The 15,897-nt window shown below is 63.9% G+C and carries 17 protein-coding genes and 1 tRNA gene; 9 read left to right on the forward strand and 9 right to left on the reverse strand.

Going from position 1 to position 15,897, the window contains the following annotated elements; genetic code table 11:
• The first annotated feature begins 126 nt into the window (after nt 1-126).
• From minC to AAHK20_RS09175, 4 genes are all read left to right on the forward strand, one after another.
• Nucleotides 127-921: a septum site-determining protein MinC gene (minC, locus tag AAHK20_RS09160; RefSeq protein WP_449181145.1), complete on the forward strand. Its 795-nt coding sequence runs from the start codon at nt 127-129 to the stop codon at nt 919-921.
• Nucleotides 922-992: 71 nt separating this feature from the next.
• Nucleotides 993-1,808 carry a septum site-determining protein MinD gene (gene minD, locus AAHK20_RS09165; RefSeq protein WP_449181146.1) on the forward strand — a complete coding sequence of 272 codons (816 nt, stop codon included), beginning with the start codon at nt 993-995 and terminating at the stop codon, nt 1,806-1,808.
• Nucleotides 1,809-1,822: 14 nt separating this feature from the next.
• Nucleotides 1,823-2,077, forward strand: coding sequence for a cell division topological specificity factor MinE (minE, locus tag AAHK20_RS09170; RefSeq protein WP_074763347.1), 255 nt, complete (start codon nt 1,823-1,825; stop codon nt 2,075-2,077).
• Between the two features lie 230 nt (nt 2,078-2,307).
• Nucleotides 2,308-2,619, forward strand: a complete 312-nt coding sequence (locus tag AAHK20_RS09175; protein ID WP_449181147.1) for a YXWGXW repeat-containing protein — start codon at nt 2,308-2,310, stop codon at nt 2,617-2,619.
• Between the two features lie 122 nt (nt 2,620-2,741).
• Here the strand turns inward: AAHK20_RS09175 and AAHK20_RS09180 are convergent, their stop codons facing one another.
• Nucleotides 2,742-4,163, reverse strand: coding sequence for a chloride channel protein (locus AAHK20_RS09180; protein WP_449181148.1), 1,422 nt, complete (start codon nt 4,161-4,163; stop codon nt 2,742-2,744).
• Nucleotides 4,164-4,496: 333 nt separating this feature from the next.
• Between AAHK20_RS09180 and AAHK20_RS09185 the strand changes: the two genes are divergently transcribed.
• Nucleotides 4,497-4,625: a hypothetical protein gene (locus AAHK20_RS09185; RefSeq protein ID WP_302674736.1), complete on the forward strand. Its 129-nt coding sequence runs from the start codon at nt 4,497-4,499 to the stop codon at nt 4,623-4,625.
• 76 nt (nt 4,626-4,701) lie between these two features.
• On the opposite strand, the gene AAHK20_RS09190 is transcribed toward AAHK20_RS09185, so the two are convergent.
• From AAHK20_RS09190 to rph, 8 genes are all read right to left on the reverse strand, one after another.
• Nucleotides 4,702-4,881, reverse strand: coding sequence for a hypothetical protein (locus AAHK20_RS09190; RefSeq protein ID WP_449181149.1), 180 nt, complete (start codon nt 4,879-4,881; stop codon nt 4,702-4,704).
• Nucleotides 4,882-5,096: 215 nt separating this feature from the next.
• Nucleotides 5,097-6,410 (reverse strand): MFS transporter, encoded by a 1,314-nt coding sequence (locus tag AAHK20_RS09195; protein WP_449181150.1) that lies wholly within the window; start codon nt 6,408-6,410, stop codon nt 5,097-5,099.
• Between the two features lie 320 nt (nt 6,411-6,730).
• Nucleotides 6,731-7,246: an energy transducer TonB family protein gene (locus tag AAHK20_RS09200; protein WP_449181151.1), complete on the reverse strand. Its 516-nt coding sequence runs from the start codon at nt 7,244-7,246 to the stop codon at nt 6,731-6,733.
• Nucleotides 7,247-7,471: 225 nt separating this feature from the next.
• A complete protein-coding gene (locus AAHK20_RS09205) occupies nt 7,472-8,251 on the reverse strand; it encodes a DUF3050 domain-containing protein (protein WP_449181152.1) in 780 nt (259 codons plus the stop codon).
• 214 nt (nt 8,252-8,465) lie between these two features.
• A tRNA-Ser gene (locus AAHK20_RS09210) sits at nt 8,466-8,555 on the reverse strand.
• Nucleotides 8,556-8,606: 51 nt separating this feature from the next.
• The gene (gene hemW, locus AAHK20_RS09215) at nt 8,607-9,884 is read right to left on the reverse strand and encodes a radical SAM family heme chaperone HemW (protein WP_449181153.1); all 1,278 of its coding nucleotides are present in this window, start codon (nt 9,882-9,884) and stop codon (nt 8,607-8,609) included.
• 67 nt (nt 9,885-9,951) lie between these two features.
• Complete coding sequence (gene rdgB / locus AAHK20_RS09220; protein ID WP_449181154.1) at nt 9,952-10,602, reverse strand: RdgB/HAM1 family non-canonical purine NTP pyrophosphatase; 651 nt, start codon at nt 10,600-10,602, stop codon at nt 9,952-9,954.
• Nucleotides 10,595-11,335, reverse strand: coding sequence for a ribonuclease PH (gene rph / locus AAHK20_RS09225; protein ID WP_449181155.1), 741 nt, complete (start codon nt 11,333-11,335; stop codon nt 10,595-10,597). Before rph ends, rdgB begins: the two co-directional genes overlap by 8 nt.
• Nucleotides 11,336-11,533: 198 nt before the next feature.
• Between rph and AAHK20_RS09230 the strand changes: the two genes are divergently transcribed.
• From AAHK20_RS09230 to AAHK20_RS09245, 4 genes are all read left to right on the forward strand, one after another.
• Nucleotides 11,534-12,457 (forward strand): YicC/YloC family endoribonuclease, encoded by a 924-nt coding sequence (locus AAHK20_RS09230; protein ID WP_449181156.1) that lies wholly within the window; start codon nt 11,534-11,536, stop codon nt 12,455-12,457.
• An 8-nt stretch (nt 12,458-12,465) separates the two neighbouring features.
• Nucleotides 12,466-13,188, forward strand: coding sequence for a guanylate kinase (gmk, locus tag AAHK20_RS09235; protein ID WP_449181157.1), 723 nt, complete (start codon nt 12,466-12,468; stop codon nt 13,186-13,188).
• Between the two features lie 60 nt (nt 13,189-13,248).
• Nucleotides 13,249-13,452: a DNA-directed RNA polymerase subunit omega gene (gene rpoZ / locus AAHK20_RS09240; RefSeq protein ID WP_006025620.1), complete on the forward strand. Its 204-nt coding sequence runs from the start codon at nt 13,249-13,251 to the stop codon at nt 13,450-13,452.
• 71 nt (nt 13,453-13,523) lie between these two features.
• Nucleotides 13,524-15,887, forward strand: coding sequence for a RelA/SpoT family protein (locus tag AAHK20_RS09245; protein ID WP_449181158.1), 2,364 nt, complete (start codon nt 13,524-13,526; stop codon nt 15,885-15,887).
• The last annotated feature ends 10 nt before the right edge of the window (nt 15,888-15,897 follow it).

Below are 15,897 nucleotides of genomic sequence, written 5' to 3' on the forward strand. Positions count from 1 at the left end.
TGTCGTTTCGCTGCCTTTGCCGCCTATACGTCGCGACGTTCTTCGCGAAAATGGCGCTACGTATCCAAAAATTCTTTCTGCCCGCATCGACGCCTGTAAAATACGCAAAATTTTTTGCGGAACGCCATGTCGCTGAAAAAATCGCCATTCTTCGAACTTCGTAGCGGTTCGGTCGACACGCTCCTCTTCGTCGTCAAGACAACCGACCTCGACGCGCTCGCGGGCGAACTCACGCGGCGCTTCGAAGCGACTCCTGAATTCTTCGCGGGCGATGTGGTCGCAATCGATTTGCGCCGCCTCGCGGAAAACGAGCGCGTGCCGCTCGCCGATATCGCCAAGCTGCTCGACAGCGTGCGCATGCGTCCGGTCGGCATCGTCGCCGATGCCGCGCAGCACGAGTGGGCCGCCGCTGCCGGCCTGCCGTTTCTCGAAGCGCGCGACCGCCGCGCGAATCCTTCGAAGGGCGCGGGCGATGACACCGCATCCGCCGCACCGGCGACCGAACCGCAAGCGCAGTTGCCGCTTGAAGCCGTTTCTTCCGCCGCCGCTCCTCAGCCTGAATCAGCCGCACGTTCCACCACGCCGAGCCAGACGCTCGTGATCGACAAGCCATTGCGCTCGGGCCAGCAGGTCTACGCAAAGGGCGATCTCGTGGTGCTCGGCCTCGTGAGCTACGGCGCCGAAGTGATCGCGGAGGGCAATATCCATATTTACGCGCCGTTGCGCGGGCGGGCGCTCGCTGGCGTGCACGGCAATCACGACGCGCGCATTTTCTGCACGTGTCTCGAGCCGGAACTGATTTCGATTGCGGGCATCTATCGAACGACCGAGAACCCGCTGCCGGCCGACGTGCTCGGCAAGTCGGTCCAGATCCGGCTCGAACAAGAGAAATTGATGATCGAACCGTTGCGGCTCACGTAAGCCACGCGCATACGTTGCGCGCTCGAGCGAGACCGTATCGAACTTAATTGACGAACGCAGGGTAAGGGTAAATGGCAAAAATCATTGTGGTGACTTCGGGCAAGGGTGGCGTGGGCAAGACGACCACGAGCGCGAGCTTTGCATCGGGCCTCGCGTTGCGCGGCAGCAAGACGGCCGTGATCGACTTCGACGTCGGCCTGCGCAACCTCGATCTCATCATGGGCTGCGAGCGCCGCGTCGTGTACGACCTGATCAACGTGATCCAGGGCGAAGCGAATCTGAATCAGGCGCTCATCAAGGACAAGAAGTGCGAGAACCTCTTCATCATGCCCGCCTCGCAGACGCGCGATAAAGACGCGCTCACGATGGAAGGCGTCGAGAAAGTCATCAACGACTTGATCAAGATGGATTTCGAATACATCGTTTGCGATTCGCCGGCCGGCATCGAGTCGGGCGCGCTCCTGGCCATGCATTTCGCCGACGAAGCGCTGATCGTGACGAATCCGGAAGTGTCGTCGGTGCGCGATTCGGATCGCATCCTCGGCATTCTGTCGTCGAAGACGAAGCGCGCGATCGAAGGGAAGGACCCGATCAAGGAGCATCTGCTCATCACCCGCTACAACCCGAAGCGTGTGAGCGAGGGCGAGATGCTGTCGCTGCAGGACATTCAGGAAATTCTGCGCATCGAGCTGATCGGTGTCGTGCCGGAATCGGAAGCCGTGCTGCACGCGTCGAACCAGGGTTTGCCCGCCGTGCACCTCGACGGCACCGACGTGGCCGAAGCGTACAAGGATGTCGTTTCGCGCTTTCTCGGCGAGAAGATTGATCTGCGTTTCACGGACTATCAAAAGCCGGGCCTGCTGCAGCGCCTCTTCGGCACCAAGTAAGGGAGGCGTACGTCATGTCGATTCTTTCGTTTTTGCTGGGCGAGAAGAAGAAATCCGCTTCGATTGCGAAGGAACGCTTGCAGTTGATCATCGCGCACGAGCGCGCGGGCGGCCATCCGCCCGCCGATTATCTGCCGGCGTTGCAGCGCGAGCTGGTGGCCGTTATTTCCAAGTACGTGAAGATCTCGGATGACGACATCCGCGTGAGCCTCGAGCGTCAGGACGACCTCGAAGTGCTCGAAGTGAAGATCGAAATTCCACAGGCGTAAGCGCCGGTCTCAATCGGACGGCAGCCGGTTTCCGGCTGCCGTTTTTTTCCTCCGTATCCTCCTTCCTCTGCTTCCTATCAGCGCGGCGCTACGCCGGTGCGCGCCGGGGAAAATATTCCGTTGCACTTTCGACTCCGTCGTAATACGGCGCGTGTCGGCGAAACCATGACCTCGATCATTAATGGGATAGCGCCTGGACGGCGTAACCCTAATCAAGACAAGAGGTCGATATGAAAACTCCGGTTCGTTTGCTGATCGCTCAGATGGCCATCGTGGCCGCCGGCGCGATGGCCGTCGCCAGCGCATCCGCCGAGGAAATCGTCGTGGTCGCGCCGAACGCGCCGCCGCCGGTTCGCTTCGAAGCCGTTCCCGCGCCGCGTGACGGCTACGTTTGGGAAAAGGGCCACTGGCGCTGGGAGCACGGCCGCTACGTCTGGGAAAAGGGCCACTGGGAAGTGGTGCGCGTGGGTGGGCACTGGGTGCCGGGCCACTGGGCGCCGCGCGGTCCGAACTGGGTCTGGGTGCAGGGCCACTGGGCGTAAATCGGGCAGGAGCTTCGCGTGAAAAGAACGCTTTTTGCCGCTGTGCTGGTTGCCGTGACGCTGGCTGGCTGCATCGTCGTGCCGGCGCGGCCGGTGGTCGTCCGCCCGGCGCCGGTCGTGATTTACTGACGCGGCGTGTCTTCCGGCGGCGCCGTTTCGGCCGCCACTTCGTCCTCGCCCGGCGTTGCCGGTTCTGCCGGTTCGGGGACGCCTCCCGGTCCTGCTGTCGCAGTCGGCGCTGCCGGCGCGAGCAGCGTCATGTAGCGGTGCGCGAGCGTCTCGTAGAGCGGCGGCGCGAAGAACCGCGAGACGCGGCTCGAAATCAGCGCAGTCGCCATCAGCGAGATCACGAGCGCATGCCCGTTGATCATCTCCATCACGATCACGAACGACGTAATCGGCGATTGCGTGACGGCGGCCAGATAGCCGACCATCGCCAGCGCGATCAGCATCTGCAGCTGCATGCTGTCGAACACGAGATGCAGCAGATTGCCGAAGCCCGCGCCGATCGATAGCGACGGCGCGAAGATCCCGCCAGGGATGCCCGGCAAATACGAGCCGACCATCGAGATCATCTTCAGGAACGGATAGAACACGGACAGTTGCTCATGCCCGTCGAGCAGGCCACGCGCTTCCGCGTAGCCGCTGCCGAACGTGTTGCCGCCCGACACCAGGCCCACGACCGCGATGATCAGCCCGCACAGCGCGGCGAATTGAACCGGCTTGTCGCGCTGCAGTTGCGCGAGCTGCGGCGGAATCCAGCGCGACGTATTGAGCAGCAGCCAGCAGAAGAAGCCGCCCGCGATGCCGGTCACGATCGCGGTGAGCAGCACGGCCACGGCGAGCAGCTTCGGAAAGTGCGCGCCGATCTGGATCGTGCCGAAATAGGTGTAGTTGCCGTTCAAGCCGAGTGCGATTACACCGGCGATGATGATCGCGGTGATCAGCACGCCGCTCGCGCGCGCTTCGAAGCTGCGCGTCAATTCCTCGATGGCGAAGACGATCCCCGCGAGCGGCGTGTTGAACGCCGCCGACAAGCCCGCCGCCGCGCCCGCCATCACGAGCTGGCGCTCGATCATGGCGTTCGAGCGCGGATAGAACCGCCGCAGATTGAACATCATCGCCGCCCCGACCTGTACGGTCGGGCCTTCACGGCCGATCGTGAAGCCGCCCAGGATGCCGAGGAACGAGATGGCGATCTTGCCGAGAAGAATCTTGAGCGAGAGCAGGCGCGGGCCGAGCGTGGTGGTGCCGGCGTGGAGCGTCGCGATGACCTGCGGAATCCCGCTGCCTTCGGCGCCGCGAAAGAACTTGCGCGTGAGCCAGACCGCGAGGGCGGCGACGGCCGGCGTCACGATGAGCGGCAGCCACGCATGCTGATGCTGCATCGAACGGAACGCGTCGTATCCCCAATCGATGAGCCTCGCGTACAGAACGGCCGTTAGACCGACGGCGATCGCGCCGAGCCAGAAGATGCCGTAGCGGCGCCAGATTTGCCGGGCGCGGCGGACGGCGAAGGAGTTGGGGAGGGTAACTCGGGCCATTGGGTGCCTGAGATTCAAAGCGTCGATTATACCTGCGCATATGCACGCTCAGCCGTGAGGCTCGTCATGCGCGGGCCGCGTCGGCGATGCGCGTTTGATGGACCGCGCTCGCCGATCCGTCGCATTACATAGTTGTTAAAACTGTCGCCAATCGTTGGCGTTGCGTAGCGGCGGCGCTTGCCGCGTCGCGGCTTGCGCGGCGGCAGGGCCATTTCGTGTAATAGACGGCTGGCTTGCACTTACAACTTGCAACGGATGCGGCCCTCCATCTCATATTTAATCGGAAGCGTTCGAGGGGCACTCGGACCCATACCGATACGACAGGAGAAGGAAGTGAAACGCTATATGACACTGATTGCAGGCGTGCTGCTCGCAGCGGCACTCGGGGGCTGCGTCGTGGCTCCGGCCCCGGGCTACTACTACGGAGGCTACTACGGCCACGGCGGCTACTACTATCGCTGAACGGGGGTTCGGCGCATGCAGGCAGCCCGGGCCTGACGATGACGTGCGAGGCCCCGGCCGAGCGTAACAAACGTCGTCAGGACACGAGCGCCTCGAACGCGACGACGGCGGCAATCGCCGCCGCGTTCGCGAGCACGGCCTCGACGACAATGCCGCGCCACGTCTGAGGACGAAAGCGGATCGCAAGAAGCAAGGCGCCCAAGAGCGCAAGCGCAATGATGGCCACGATGTCCGCGTTGTGAAGATGAATGTTCATCGTTGGCTCCCGTTGATTCGCTGGATTTCGGCGCGTGGCGCGTTTCTTATTCGTGGACAGGCGAATTCAGCTCGCGAATTCAGTATAGGCAGGCAAAAAACCGCAGCAACACGGGAAAACCACTTAGGAAAGGTGGTTTCGCCCGCCGTGCAAGCGGGGCAGGGAGGGGGACCGAAGCCGCAAGGCTTGGTCCCGATTTACCGGCGAAGCACCGCTTACATCAGCTTCGCGTCGCGCGTTTCGCGCATGCAGAGCACGCCGATGAGGCTTAGCCCAGCGGCGGCAGACACATACGCGCCCACCCAGGAGAGCCCGCCGTGCGCGGCGAGCAACTGCGCGATATACGGCGCGACGGACGCGCCGAGAATCCCGCCGAGGTTATACGAGACCCCCGCGCCGGTGTAACGCACGTGGGTCGGGAACAGCTCCGGCAAGAGCGCGCCCATCGGCGCGAACGTGATGCCCATCAGGAACAGCTCGATCGTCAGGAACAGCGCGACGAGCGGCATCGACCCGCTGCCGAGCAGCGGCGCCATCGTGAATCCCGACAGAATCGCCGCGACGATGCCCACGATCAGCACGGGCTTGCGGCCGTAGCGGTCGCTGGCCCAGGCGGAGAGCGGCGTCGCGAGCGCCATGAAGACCACCGCGAAGCACAGCATGCCGAGAAAGCTCTGGCGCGAGAAGTGCAGCGTCGACACGCCATACGACAGCGAGAACACCGTCGAGATATAGAAGAGCGTGTAGCAGACGATCATCGCGAACGCGCCGAGCAAGGTCGGCCACCAATGATGCGCGACGAGCGCCGCGACCGGCACGCGCACGCGCTCCTGCCGTTCGATGGCCGCCTGGAACGCGGGCGTCTCGGCGATCTTGAGCCGCACGTAAAGCCCGAGCGCGACGAGCACGGCGGAGACGAGGAACGGCACGCGCCAGCCCCAGCTCTTGAACTGCGCGTCCGAGAGCGTGAGCGCCAAGCCGAAGAAAAGCCCGTTCGACGCCAGAAAACCGACCGACGGCCCCAGTTGCGGAAACATCCCGAACCAGCCGCGCTTGCCGGCCGGCGCGTTTTCGGTCGCGAGCAGCGCCGCGCCGCCCCATTCGCCGCCGAGGCCGATGCCCTGGCCGAAACGCAGGACGCACAGCAGGATCGGCGCGAGGCTGCCGATCGCGTCGTAGCCCGGCACGATGCCGATCAGCGTCGTCGAGACGCCCATCACGAGCAGCGAGGCGACGAGCGTCGATTTGCGGCCGATGCGGTCGCCGAAGTGGCCGAACAGGAACGAGCCGATCGGCCGCGCGACGAACGCGATGCCGAACGTGACGAATGCCGAGAGCGCCTGCGCCGTGGCCGAGCCGTGCGGGAAGAACACGGGGCCGATGACGAGCGCGGCAGCCGTCGCGTAGACGTAGAAGTCGTAGAACTCGATCGCGGTGCCGATGAAGCTCGCGAAGATGACGCGCGAGCGGCTGGTTTGAGCGGCGTCGGGCGCGGATGCCACGGCGCGCGATGACGGTGAAGAGGACATGAGGTCTCCGGATGTCGTGACGCAAGCGCAAGCATTGGGCTGGTTCGCGTCGCCGGTTTGCGGCGAGAAGGCAAACGTGTCCAATCGCGTTGGCTGCTGAGCGTCTGTTGTTCGAGTTGGGCGGAATCGATACTACCGCGATGCGGTAAGGGCGGCGATGATGCCCGCCGGCGCGCGAACCGGATAGGCGGGCGCCGGGAGCGGTGCCGGAGAACCCCGGCGGGCGGATCGAAAAATTATATCGAGCGCGCGCGAGGCGCGCCAACGCGCACCGCGGCGCGTGCTGAACGTGCCGTGGCGCGCGTTCTCGTCGGCGCGTCTCAATCGATCGTTTGCGACTGCGGCGACGCGAGCTCGCGCAATTGGAACTTACCGTTGTCGTTGAAGAGCCAGTCCTCGAACAGCTCCAACTGCCCGCGGCCGTTGAGCAGTTTGACCGGCGGCTGCGGCAGCGGCGACGCGCGGCGCAGCGTGGCGAGCGCCGTGCTCTCGGCTTCGTCGTCGCCGTTGGTCCGGAACACCGCGGACTGGAGCACGCGCCCGTCGCGGTCGACGGTGAACGACACGACGACGAGCGAGCGCAGCATCGCCTGTGGCGTGCCTTGCAGGACATACGACGGGTTGCGCTCGGCGATGCGCTGCGCGACCGCGGCGCGGTACTGGTCGAGCGTGGCGCTGTTGACCGCGGCCGGCGGCGGCAGCGCAGCCGCCGGCGGCTGTCCGGGTGGCGTGAAAGTGAACGCGCATCCGGACAAGGCAAGCGCGGCGCCGAGCGCAGCGAAGCGCCAAGCTCCGCCGGCGCGCGCGGAGCGAGTGCGAGAGAGATCGGAGATCATGGTCCTCTGCCGTTCTTGTTGAGGGCGTGATTAAAGCGTAGTCAATCGTGCGGCAGGCCGCATCCGCATTCGCTCTCATTGCGTACGCGCGCGTACCCGAGCGGTACCGCTATTCGTCGAGCGGTTACATCGCTGTGCATTGCGCGCGCGTTTTGTGTCGATCTCGTGTCTGTCTCGTGTCGATCGGGCGGTTTTAATCTTTCCGCGATGCCGCCCGAACGTACGTCACTCGACGGACGCGCGCGTCTCGGCGAGATGAGCGAGGAGGCCGTCCCAGAGCGCGAGGCGTTCGTCGATCGCGTCGAGCCCGGCAACGAGCGCGTGCGCCTGTCGCGAGAGATCGTCGCCGGCCGCTTCGCGAATCATCGCGCGCGCCGCGGGACCGTGCTCGCCGGAATCGACTTCGATGTGGCGATCGAGGTAGTAAGCGAGAAGCGGAATCGAAGCACGGTCGATCTGCCATTGATCGAGCAGCGTGCGGAACATGTCGGGAATGACGTTTTCGCGGCCGTAGAAGAAGTTGCCGAGCACCTGATGCGTCTCGCCGTTCACGCAGACGGCCAGGGTGGCGTCGACAAAGCGGCGCACGGGCGCCGGCGCGTCGACGGCCGCCAGCGCCGCCGACACGGTGAAGCCCGAGCGCAGCAGCGAGACCATGTGCTCGACGCGTTCGGTCGACGCGCCGACGTCGCGCATCGCGTGCAGATACAGGTCGAAGTGGCTCATGTGGCCGAGCGGCGTCTCGTCGGATTCCTCGCCGAGCACGATTTCGTTGATGAGACGCGCGGCGGCGGCGCTGCGCGGCGCGGTCCACGGCACGGTGACCGTCGTCAGGTCGGCTTGCAGGCGTTTGACGAGCGACATGAAATCCCACACCGCGAACACGTGCCATTCCATGAACGTGCGCAATTCCTCCATGTCCCGAATGGCGCCGAATACCGGATGATGCGCAAGCTTTTCGTGCTGTTCTTCGATTCTCGATTCGAGCAAATCAAGTTGATTCATGGTTCTCCCCGATGGCAAAAGCGGCGAAACGAAACGGCGATGCACTCGAAATGAGGGATGCCGCGATGCGCCATGCGCTTTTTAGCCGCTATTCGGCATAGAGGAAACCTGGGCGCTTTGACAGGTTGCAGACTGGTCTCTTGGACGTGCACTGCGCGCGCCGGCAAATAAAAATCCCCGTGGACCAATTGATCGACGGGGATTTCGTGTGTTGTGGCGGAGGGCGTGGGATTCGAACCCACGAAGGCCGTAAAGCCTTGCCGGTTTTCAAGACCGGTGCATTCAACCGCTCTGCCAGCCCTCCAAGGGGCGCTATTGTAGCGCAAACCGCGCGGCGGCCTTCGCAGAACGCCGTTTATTCGCTCTTGTCTTTCAGGAAGAGTTCCTGCAGGTCGTTGAGGAAGCGCTGCCCAAGCGGCGTCGGCGCAATCTTTTCGTAGTCGCGCGTGATGAGCCCGCGCCGCTCCGCTTCCTGCAATGCCGGCTCGATCGACGTCATCGGCAGCCCGGTGCGCTCGATGAAGCGATGCACCGGAAACCCTTCGACCAGCCGCAGCGCGTTCAGCATGAATTCGAACGGCAAATCGTGCGCGCCGACTTCATGCTCTTCCTGAACCGGCTTCCCCGCGCGTGCTTCTTCGATGAAGGTGGCCGGATGCTTGTAGCGCGCCTGGCGCACGATCCGGTTCGGAAACGACAGCTTCGTGTGCGCGCCGGCGCCGATGCCGAGGTAGTCGCCGAAACGCCAGTAATTGAGGTTGTGCTTGCATTGCCGGTGCGGCTTCGCATAGGCCGACACCTCGTAGCGCTCGTAACCGGCTTCGGTGGTGCGCTCGTGAATCCAGTCCTGCATGTCGGCGGACGCATCGTCGTCGGGCAGCGCGGGCGGGAACTTCGCGAACAGCGTGTTCGGCTCGAGCGTCAGGTGATACAGCGACAAGTGCGGCGGCGCGAACGACAGCGCCGTTTCGATATCGGCGCGGCATTCATCGAGCGTCTGCTGCGGCAGCGCGAACATCAGGTCGAGATTGAAGTTGTCGAAATGCTTGGCGGCGATCTCGACGGCGTGATGCGCTTGCGAAGTATCGTGGATCCGGCCGAGCGCTTTCAAATGCGCCTCGTTGAAGCTCTGGATGCCGACCGACAGCCGATTGACGCCGCTCGCGCGAAACTGCGCGAACTTCTCGGCTTCGAAGGTGCCGGGATTGGCCTCGAGCGTGATCTCGGCATCGGCGTCGAGCGGCAGCAGCGCGCGCACGTCGGAGAGCAGCCGGTCGAGCCCGCGCGCCGACAGCAAGCTCGGCGTGCCGCCGCCGATGAACACGGTATGCACCTGCCGTCCCCAGACGAGCGGCAGAGCGTGCTCGAGATCGGCGCGCAGCGCGTCGAGATACTCGTCTTCCGGAAAGCGTTCGCCTTTCCACTCATGCGAGTTGAAATCGCAATACGGACACTTGCGCACGCACCACGGGAAATGCACGTAGAGCGCGAGCGGCGGCAGCGAGGTGAGGCGAATGCTGCCCGGTGCGACGAACGCCTTGATCACGCCGGCGCCGATCGATGGCGTACTCACGTGGCCTCCCGCAGGGCCGTCCCAAGGGAGGCCGCCGCCCCCTCGGGGGGAGCTTTGCATGGGACCGGAGTAAGCGCTAAAGCGCCAACTCCGGTCGACAGCGATCGAATGTGAGCGTGGGGGCTGTTCATACTTCCTCCGACAACCGCGCCAGCAACGCGCGCAAGGCAAGCGCGCGGTGGCTGCACGAATTCTTCACGGCGGGGTCGAGTTCCGCGGCGCTCGCGTTCAGCCGCGGGATGAAAAAGTACGGGTCGTAGCCGAAGCCGTTTGCGCCGCGCGGCGCATCGAGGATTTCGCCGTACCAGCGACCTTCGGCGATCAGCGGTTCGGGGTCGTCCGCGTGGCGCACGAGCGCGAGCACGCAGTAGTAGTAGCCACGGCGATCGGCTTCGTCCTTTAGTTGCTCGATGAGGCGCGCGTTGTTGGCCGCATCGCTCTTTTCGCCGCCGGCCAACTGAGCGTAGCGCGCCGAATAGACGCCGGGAGCGCCGCGCAGCGCGCGCACGCACAGGCCGGAATCGTCGGCGAGCGCGGGCAGGCCGGTCGACTTCGCGGCGTGGCGGGCCTTGGCGAGCGCGTTTTCGACAAACGTCGGATGCGGCTCTTTCGCTTCGGTGACGCCCAGCTCGCCTTGCGCGACCAGCTCGATGCCGGCAGCGCTTGCGAGCGCCGCGAATTCGCGCAGCTTGCCGGCGTTGTTCGACGCGAGCACGACGCGCTTGAGCGGCGCGTTGGCGCCCGATTGCGGTTGCTGCGATTGCAATTGATCACTCACCTTGGCTCTCCAGCGCTTCCTTCTGTTTCTGGATCAACTGCGTAATACCGCTTTGCGCGAGATCGAGCAGCGTGTTCATTTCGTCGCGCGAAAACGGCACGCCTTCGGCCGTGCCCTGAACTTCGACGAAGCCGCCGTCGCCCGTCATGACGACGTTCATGTCCGTGTCGCACTGCGAATCTTCGTCGTAGTCCAGGTCGAGCACGGGCGTGCCCTCGTAGACGCCGACCGAAATCGCGGCCACGTAATCGGTGATCGGCGACTTGTCGATGCGGCCGGCCGCGAGCAGTTTCGCGACCGCGTCATGCGCGGCGACGAACGCGCCCGTGATGCTCGCGGTGCGCGTGCCGCCGTCGGCCTGGATCACGTCGCAGTCGATGTGCAGCGTGCGCGGGCCGAGCTTCTGGAGATCGAACACCGAGCGCAATGCGCGGCCGATCAGGCGCTGGATTTCCTGCGTGCGTCCGGTCTGCTTGCCGCGCGCGGCTTCACGATCGCTGCGCGTGTGCGTCGCGCGCGGCAGCATGCCGTATTCGGCGGTGAGCCATCCTTGGCCGCGATCGCGCAGGAATTCGGGCACGCGCTCGGCGATGCTCGCCGTGCAGATCACTTTCGTGTCGCCGAATTCGACGAGCACCGAGCCTTCCGCATGCTTCGTGTAGTGGCGCGTGATGCGCACGTTGCGCAAGGCGTCGGCGCGCCGCCCGCTGGGGCGCTGGAGGGTGTCGGACATAGTCGGGAGAGAGTCGCGAAAAGGGGAAGGGGAAAGCCAGGATTTTACCGCTGATCGCATCGGGCCGATGCCGCTGGCTTCGACCAAGCGCAATCGGTAAAAATGGGATAATGCGCGTTCAACGCCTTGCGCCTCGTACGCGCCGGGCGTCTCCAAACAAACGGCCGGCAGCGGCCTCTATCGATCGAGAGACGAACGATGATCTACAGCATGACAGGCTACGCGAGCGCAACGCGCGAACTCGCGGCCGCGGCGGGCAATGGCGGCGTGAGCGTATCGGTTGAGCTGCGCACGGTGAATTCGCGCTTCCTCGACCTCAACTTCCGCATGCCCGAAGACGTGCGGGCATGCGAGCCGACGCTGCGCGAAATGCTGATGAACAAGCTCTCGCGCGGCAAAGTCGATATCCGGATCAACCTGCAGCGCAGCGAGCAGACGGCGACGACCGGCTCGCTCAATCGCGACGCCCTGGAACAGCTCGCCGCGCTCGAGCGCGCGGTGCTCGAATCGTTCCCTGACGCCGAGCGCATGCGTACCGGCGAAATCCTGCGTTGGCCGGGCGTGCTCGCCGAGAGCGGCGTGTCGCCGGAGACGCTGCGCGAGGCGGTGCTCGCGTGCGGCAAGCAGGCGATCCACGAGCTGATCGACGTGCGCGCGCGCGAAGGCGCGCAGCTCGCCACGATGCTGCTCAACAACGTCACCGAGATGGAAGCGATCGTGCAGCGCATTACGCCGCTCGTGCCGGAGTTGATCACCAAGCATCAGCAGAAGATCGTCGAGCGACTGCAGGAAGCGCTGGGTATCGCAGCGCCGGATACGGCCGCGACGATCGTCTCGCGTGAGGAAATTGCCGAGCGCATCCGTCAGGAAGTGACGATGTACGGCATTCGCATCGATATTGCCGAGGAGCTCTCGCGCCTCACCGCACATTTGAATGAAACGCGCCACGTGATCGAGAAGGGCGGCAAGGTCGGCAAGCGGCTCGACTTCATGATGCAGGAACTCAATCGCGAAGCGAACACGCTCGGCTCGAAGGCGGCCGCGAAGGAACTGGCCGACTCGTCGATGACGTTGAAGCTCTTGATCGAACAGATGCGCGAACAAGTACAGAACCTGGAGTAACCACGCTCATGACCGACCACACCCACCAACCGCAACAACCGCACGAAGCGAGCACAGGCAGCGGCGCGCGCAAGGCGCCGCGCAATCCGTACGCGGGCGTTTATCCCGGCAACCTGTTCATGGTCGTTGCGCCCTCGGGCGCCGGCAAGTCGACGCTCGTGAACGCGCTGCTCGCGAAAGATTCGGCGATCTGTCTGTCGATTTCGTACACGACGCGCCAGCCGCGCCCGGGCGAGCAGGACGGCCAGCACTACCATTTCACGACCGTCGACGATTTCCTCGCGCGCCACGCGCAGGGCGAGTTCCTCGAAAGCGCGGAAGTGCACGGCAACTACTACGCGACGTCGCGCGTCTGGATCGAAGAGCAGATGAAAAGCGGCCACGACGTGCTGCTCGAAATCGACTGGCAGGGCGCGCAGCAAGTGAAAAAGCAGTTCCGCAACGCGGTCGAGATTTTCATTCTGCCGCCGTCGCTCGAAGCGCTCGAAGTGCGCCTGAAAAAGCGCGGCCAGGACGAGCCGAACGTGATCACGCGGCGCCTGCTCGCCGCGGGTAGCGAGATCGCTCATGCGTCGGAAGCCGAGTACGTATTGATCAACGAAAACTTTGATCAGGCGCTCGCGGAGCTGCAATGCCTCGTTGCCGCGACACGTCTGCGCTTCGCGTCGCAATACGCACGGCATGCGCAGCTTTTCGTCGAGCTGGGCATTCACTTGCCACACGCCGAGTGAAGGTGGGTGCTTGCGCACATAAGGTAGAATAAGCAACATACTGAGAAGGAATTTCCCAACATGGCCCGCATCACCGTCGAAGACTGTCTGAAACAAATCCCGAACCGTTTCGAGCTGGCGCTTGCCGCTACGTATCGTGCGCGTCAACTCGCGCAAGGCCACACGCCGAAGATCGAAAGCCGCGACAAGCCCACCGTCGTGGCGCTGCGCGAAATCGCGGCCGGCCAGGTCGGCGTCGAGATGCTGAAGAAGGTCCCGGTTTAACGCACGGCATGCCTTGGCAGCCATGTGGAACCTAAGCGCAGCCCGGCAACGTAACCGATACGGAGGCGAATATGAGCACTACCCCATCGTCCGCCTCCGCAGACGCGGACCACGAAGCTGACGCACCCTCGGCTGCGCGCAAATACATCGACGCGGTCCTCGAACAGTCGTTTCGCCATCTGTTCGGGCCGACCGCGACGCCGGAGCAGCCTCGCAAGCACGATGTCGTATCGATTGCGAAGCTCACGGCGTCACTCTCCGGCTACCTGAGCCCGGATGAGATCAAAGAGGTCAAGGCGGCGTTCCATTTCAGCGACGAAGCCCACCTCGGTCAATATCGCCAAAGCGGCGAACCCTACATCACCCATCCTGTCGCCGTCGCGGAAATCTGCGCCGGCTGGAAGCTCGACGACCAGTCGATCATGGCGGCGCTGTTGCACGACGTCATGGAGGATCAGGGCGTCACCAAGGCCGAGCTCGCGGAGCGGTTCGGCGCGAAGGTGGCGGAGCTGGTCGACGGTTTGTCGAAACTCGACAAGATGGAGTTTCGCAATCGCGAAGAAGCGCAGGCGGAAAACTTCCGCAAGATGCTGCTCGCGATGGCGCGCGACGTGCGCGTGATCCTCGTGAAGCTGGCGGACCGGCTGCACAACATGCGCACGCTCGGCGCGGTGCCGCCCGAAAAGCGCCGGCGCGTGGCGCGCGAGACGCTCGATATCTATGCGCCGATCGCGCATCGGCTCGGTCTGAACAACACCTATCGCGAGCTGCAGGACCTGAGCTTCGCGAACTTCAATCCGCATCGCTACGCCACGCTCGAAAAGGCAGTGAAGGCGGCGCGCGGCAACCGGCGAGAGGTCGTCAGTAAGATTCTCGAATCGGTCCAGCGCGCGATTGCGGATGCGCAGATCGATGCCGAAGTCACCGGCCGCGAGAAGACGATCTTCAGCATCTACAAGAAGATGCGCGACAAACAGTTGTCGTTCTCGCAGGTGCTCGACGTGTACGGGTTCCGTGTGGTCGTCGATAGCGCGCTCGAGTGCTATACGTGTATCGGCGCGCTGCATGCGCTCTACAAGCCGGTGCCGGGCAAGTTCAAGGATTACATCGCGATTCCGAAGGTCAACGGGTATCAGTCGCTGCATACGACGCTGGTCGGGCCGTTCGGTGCGCCGATTGAATTCCAGATACGCACGCGCAAGATGCACGAGATCGCGGAGGCAGGCGTTGCCGCGCACTGGCTCTACAAGAACGGCGGCGCGGATCTGAACGACGTTCAGAAGCGCGCGCATCAGTGGCTCAAGTCGCTGCTCGACATTCAAAGCGAAGCAGGCGATTCGAGCGAATTCCTCGAGCACGTCAAGATCGATCTGTTCCCGGACGCGGTCTACGTGTTTACGCCGAAGTCGAAGATCATGGCGCTGCCGCGTGGCGCGACTGCACTCGATTTCGCGTACTCGATTCACAGCGACCTCGGCAATCAATGCGTCGCGGTGAAGATCAACAACGAACTGCTGCCGCTGCGCACCGAGTTGAAGAGCGGCGATATCGTCGAAGTCATCACGGCGCCGTATTCGAAGCCGAATCCCGCGTGGCTCGGCTTCGTGCGTACTGGCAAGGCGCGTTCGGCGATCCGGCATTACTTGAAGACGATGCGCCTGAACGAATCGGTGCAACTGGGTGAGCGGCTCGTCGACCAGAGCCTCAAGGGCTATGGTTTTTCGCTCGCCGACGTCGAACCGGAAGTCTGGGAAAAGCTCGTTCAATGGACGGGCAACAAGAACCGCCAGGAAATCTTCGCGGACATCGGGCTTGGCCGGCGTGTCGCCGCTGTGATGGCGAAGCGCATCGAGGTGCTGATGAGCGGCCGCGACGGAGAGGACGAGCATTCGCGTGCGGAACATGCCGCGGCCCATCATGCGCCTCCGGTCGTGATCACGGGGACCGAGGGCATGTCGGTGCAGTTGTCCGCGTGCTGCCGCCCGATTCCGGGCGACGACATCATGGGCTACATCGGCATCGGCCTGGGTATGGCGATTCATACGACCGATTGCCGCGTGGCGCAGCGCATCCATCGTCGCGATCCGGGCCGCTGGATCGACGTGGCGTGGGCGCCGCAGCCGGGGCGCCTGTTCGATGTGGCTGTGAAGGTGCTCGTGAAGAACACCAAGGGCGTGTTCGCGCGCGTGGCGGCCGATATCACGTCGGCCGATGCCAACATCGTCCACATCGCCATGGATGAGGATCTATCGCAAGAATCGACGGTTCTTCGCTTCGTCATTCAGGTCAGCGATCGCGTCCACTTGGCGAACGTGATGCGGCGCGTCCGCACGAATCCGGACGTCATGCGAATTGCGCGCGAGCGTCCGAGCGAAGAGGGGCACCATCGTCACGATGGCGGGATGCGGATCGATCGCGAGCGGGCCGACTACTAGCGTGTTGTTC

The organism is Trinickia camelliae (assembly GCF_053525655.1).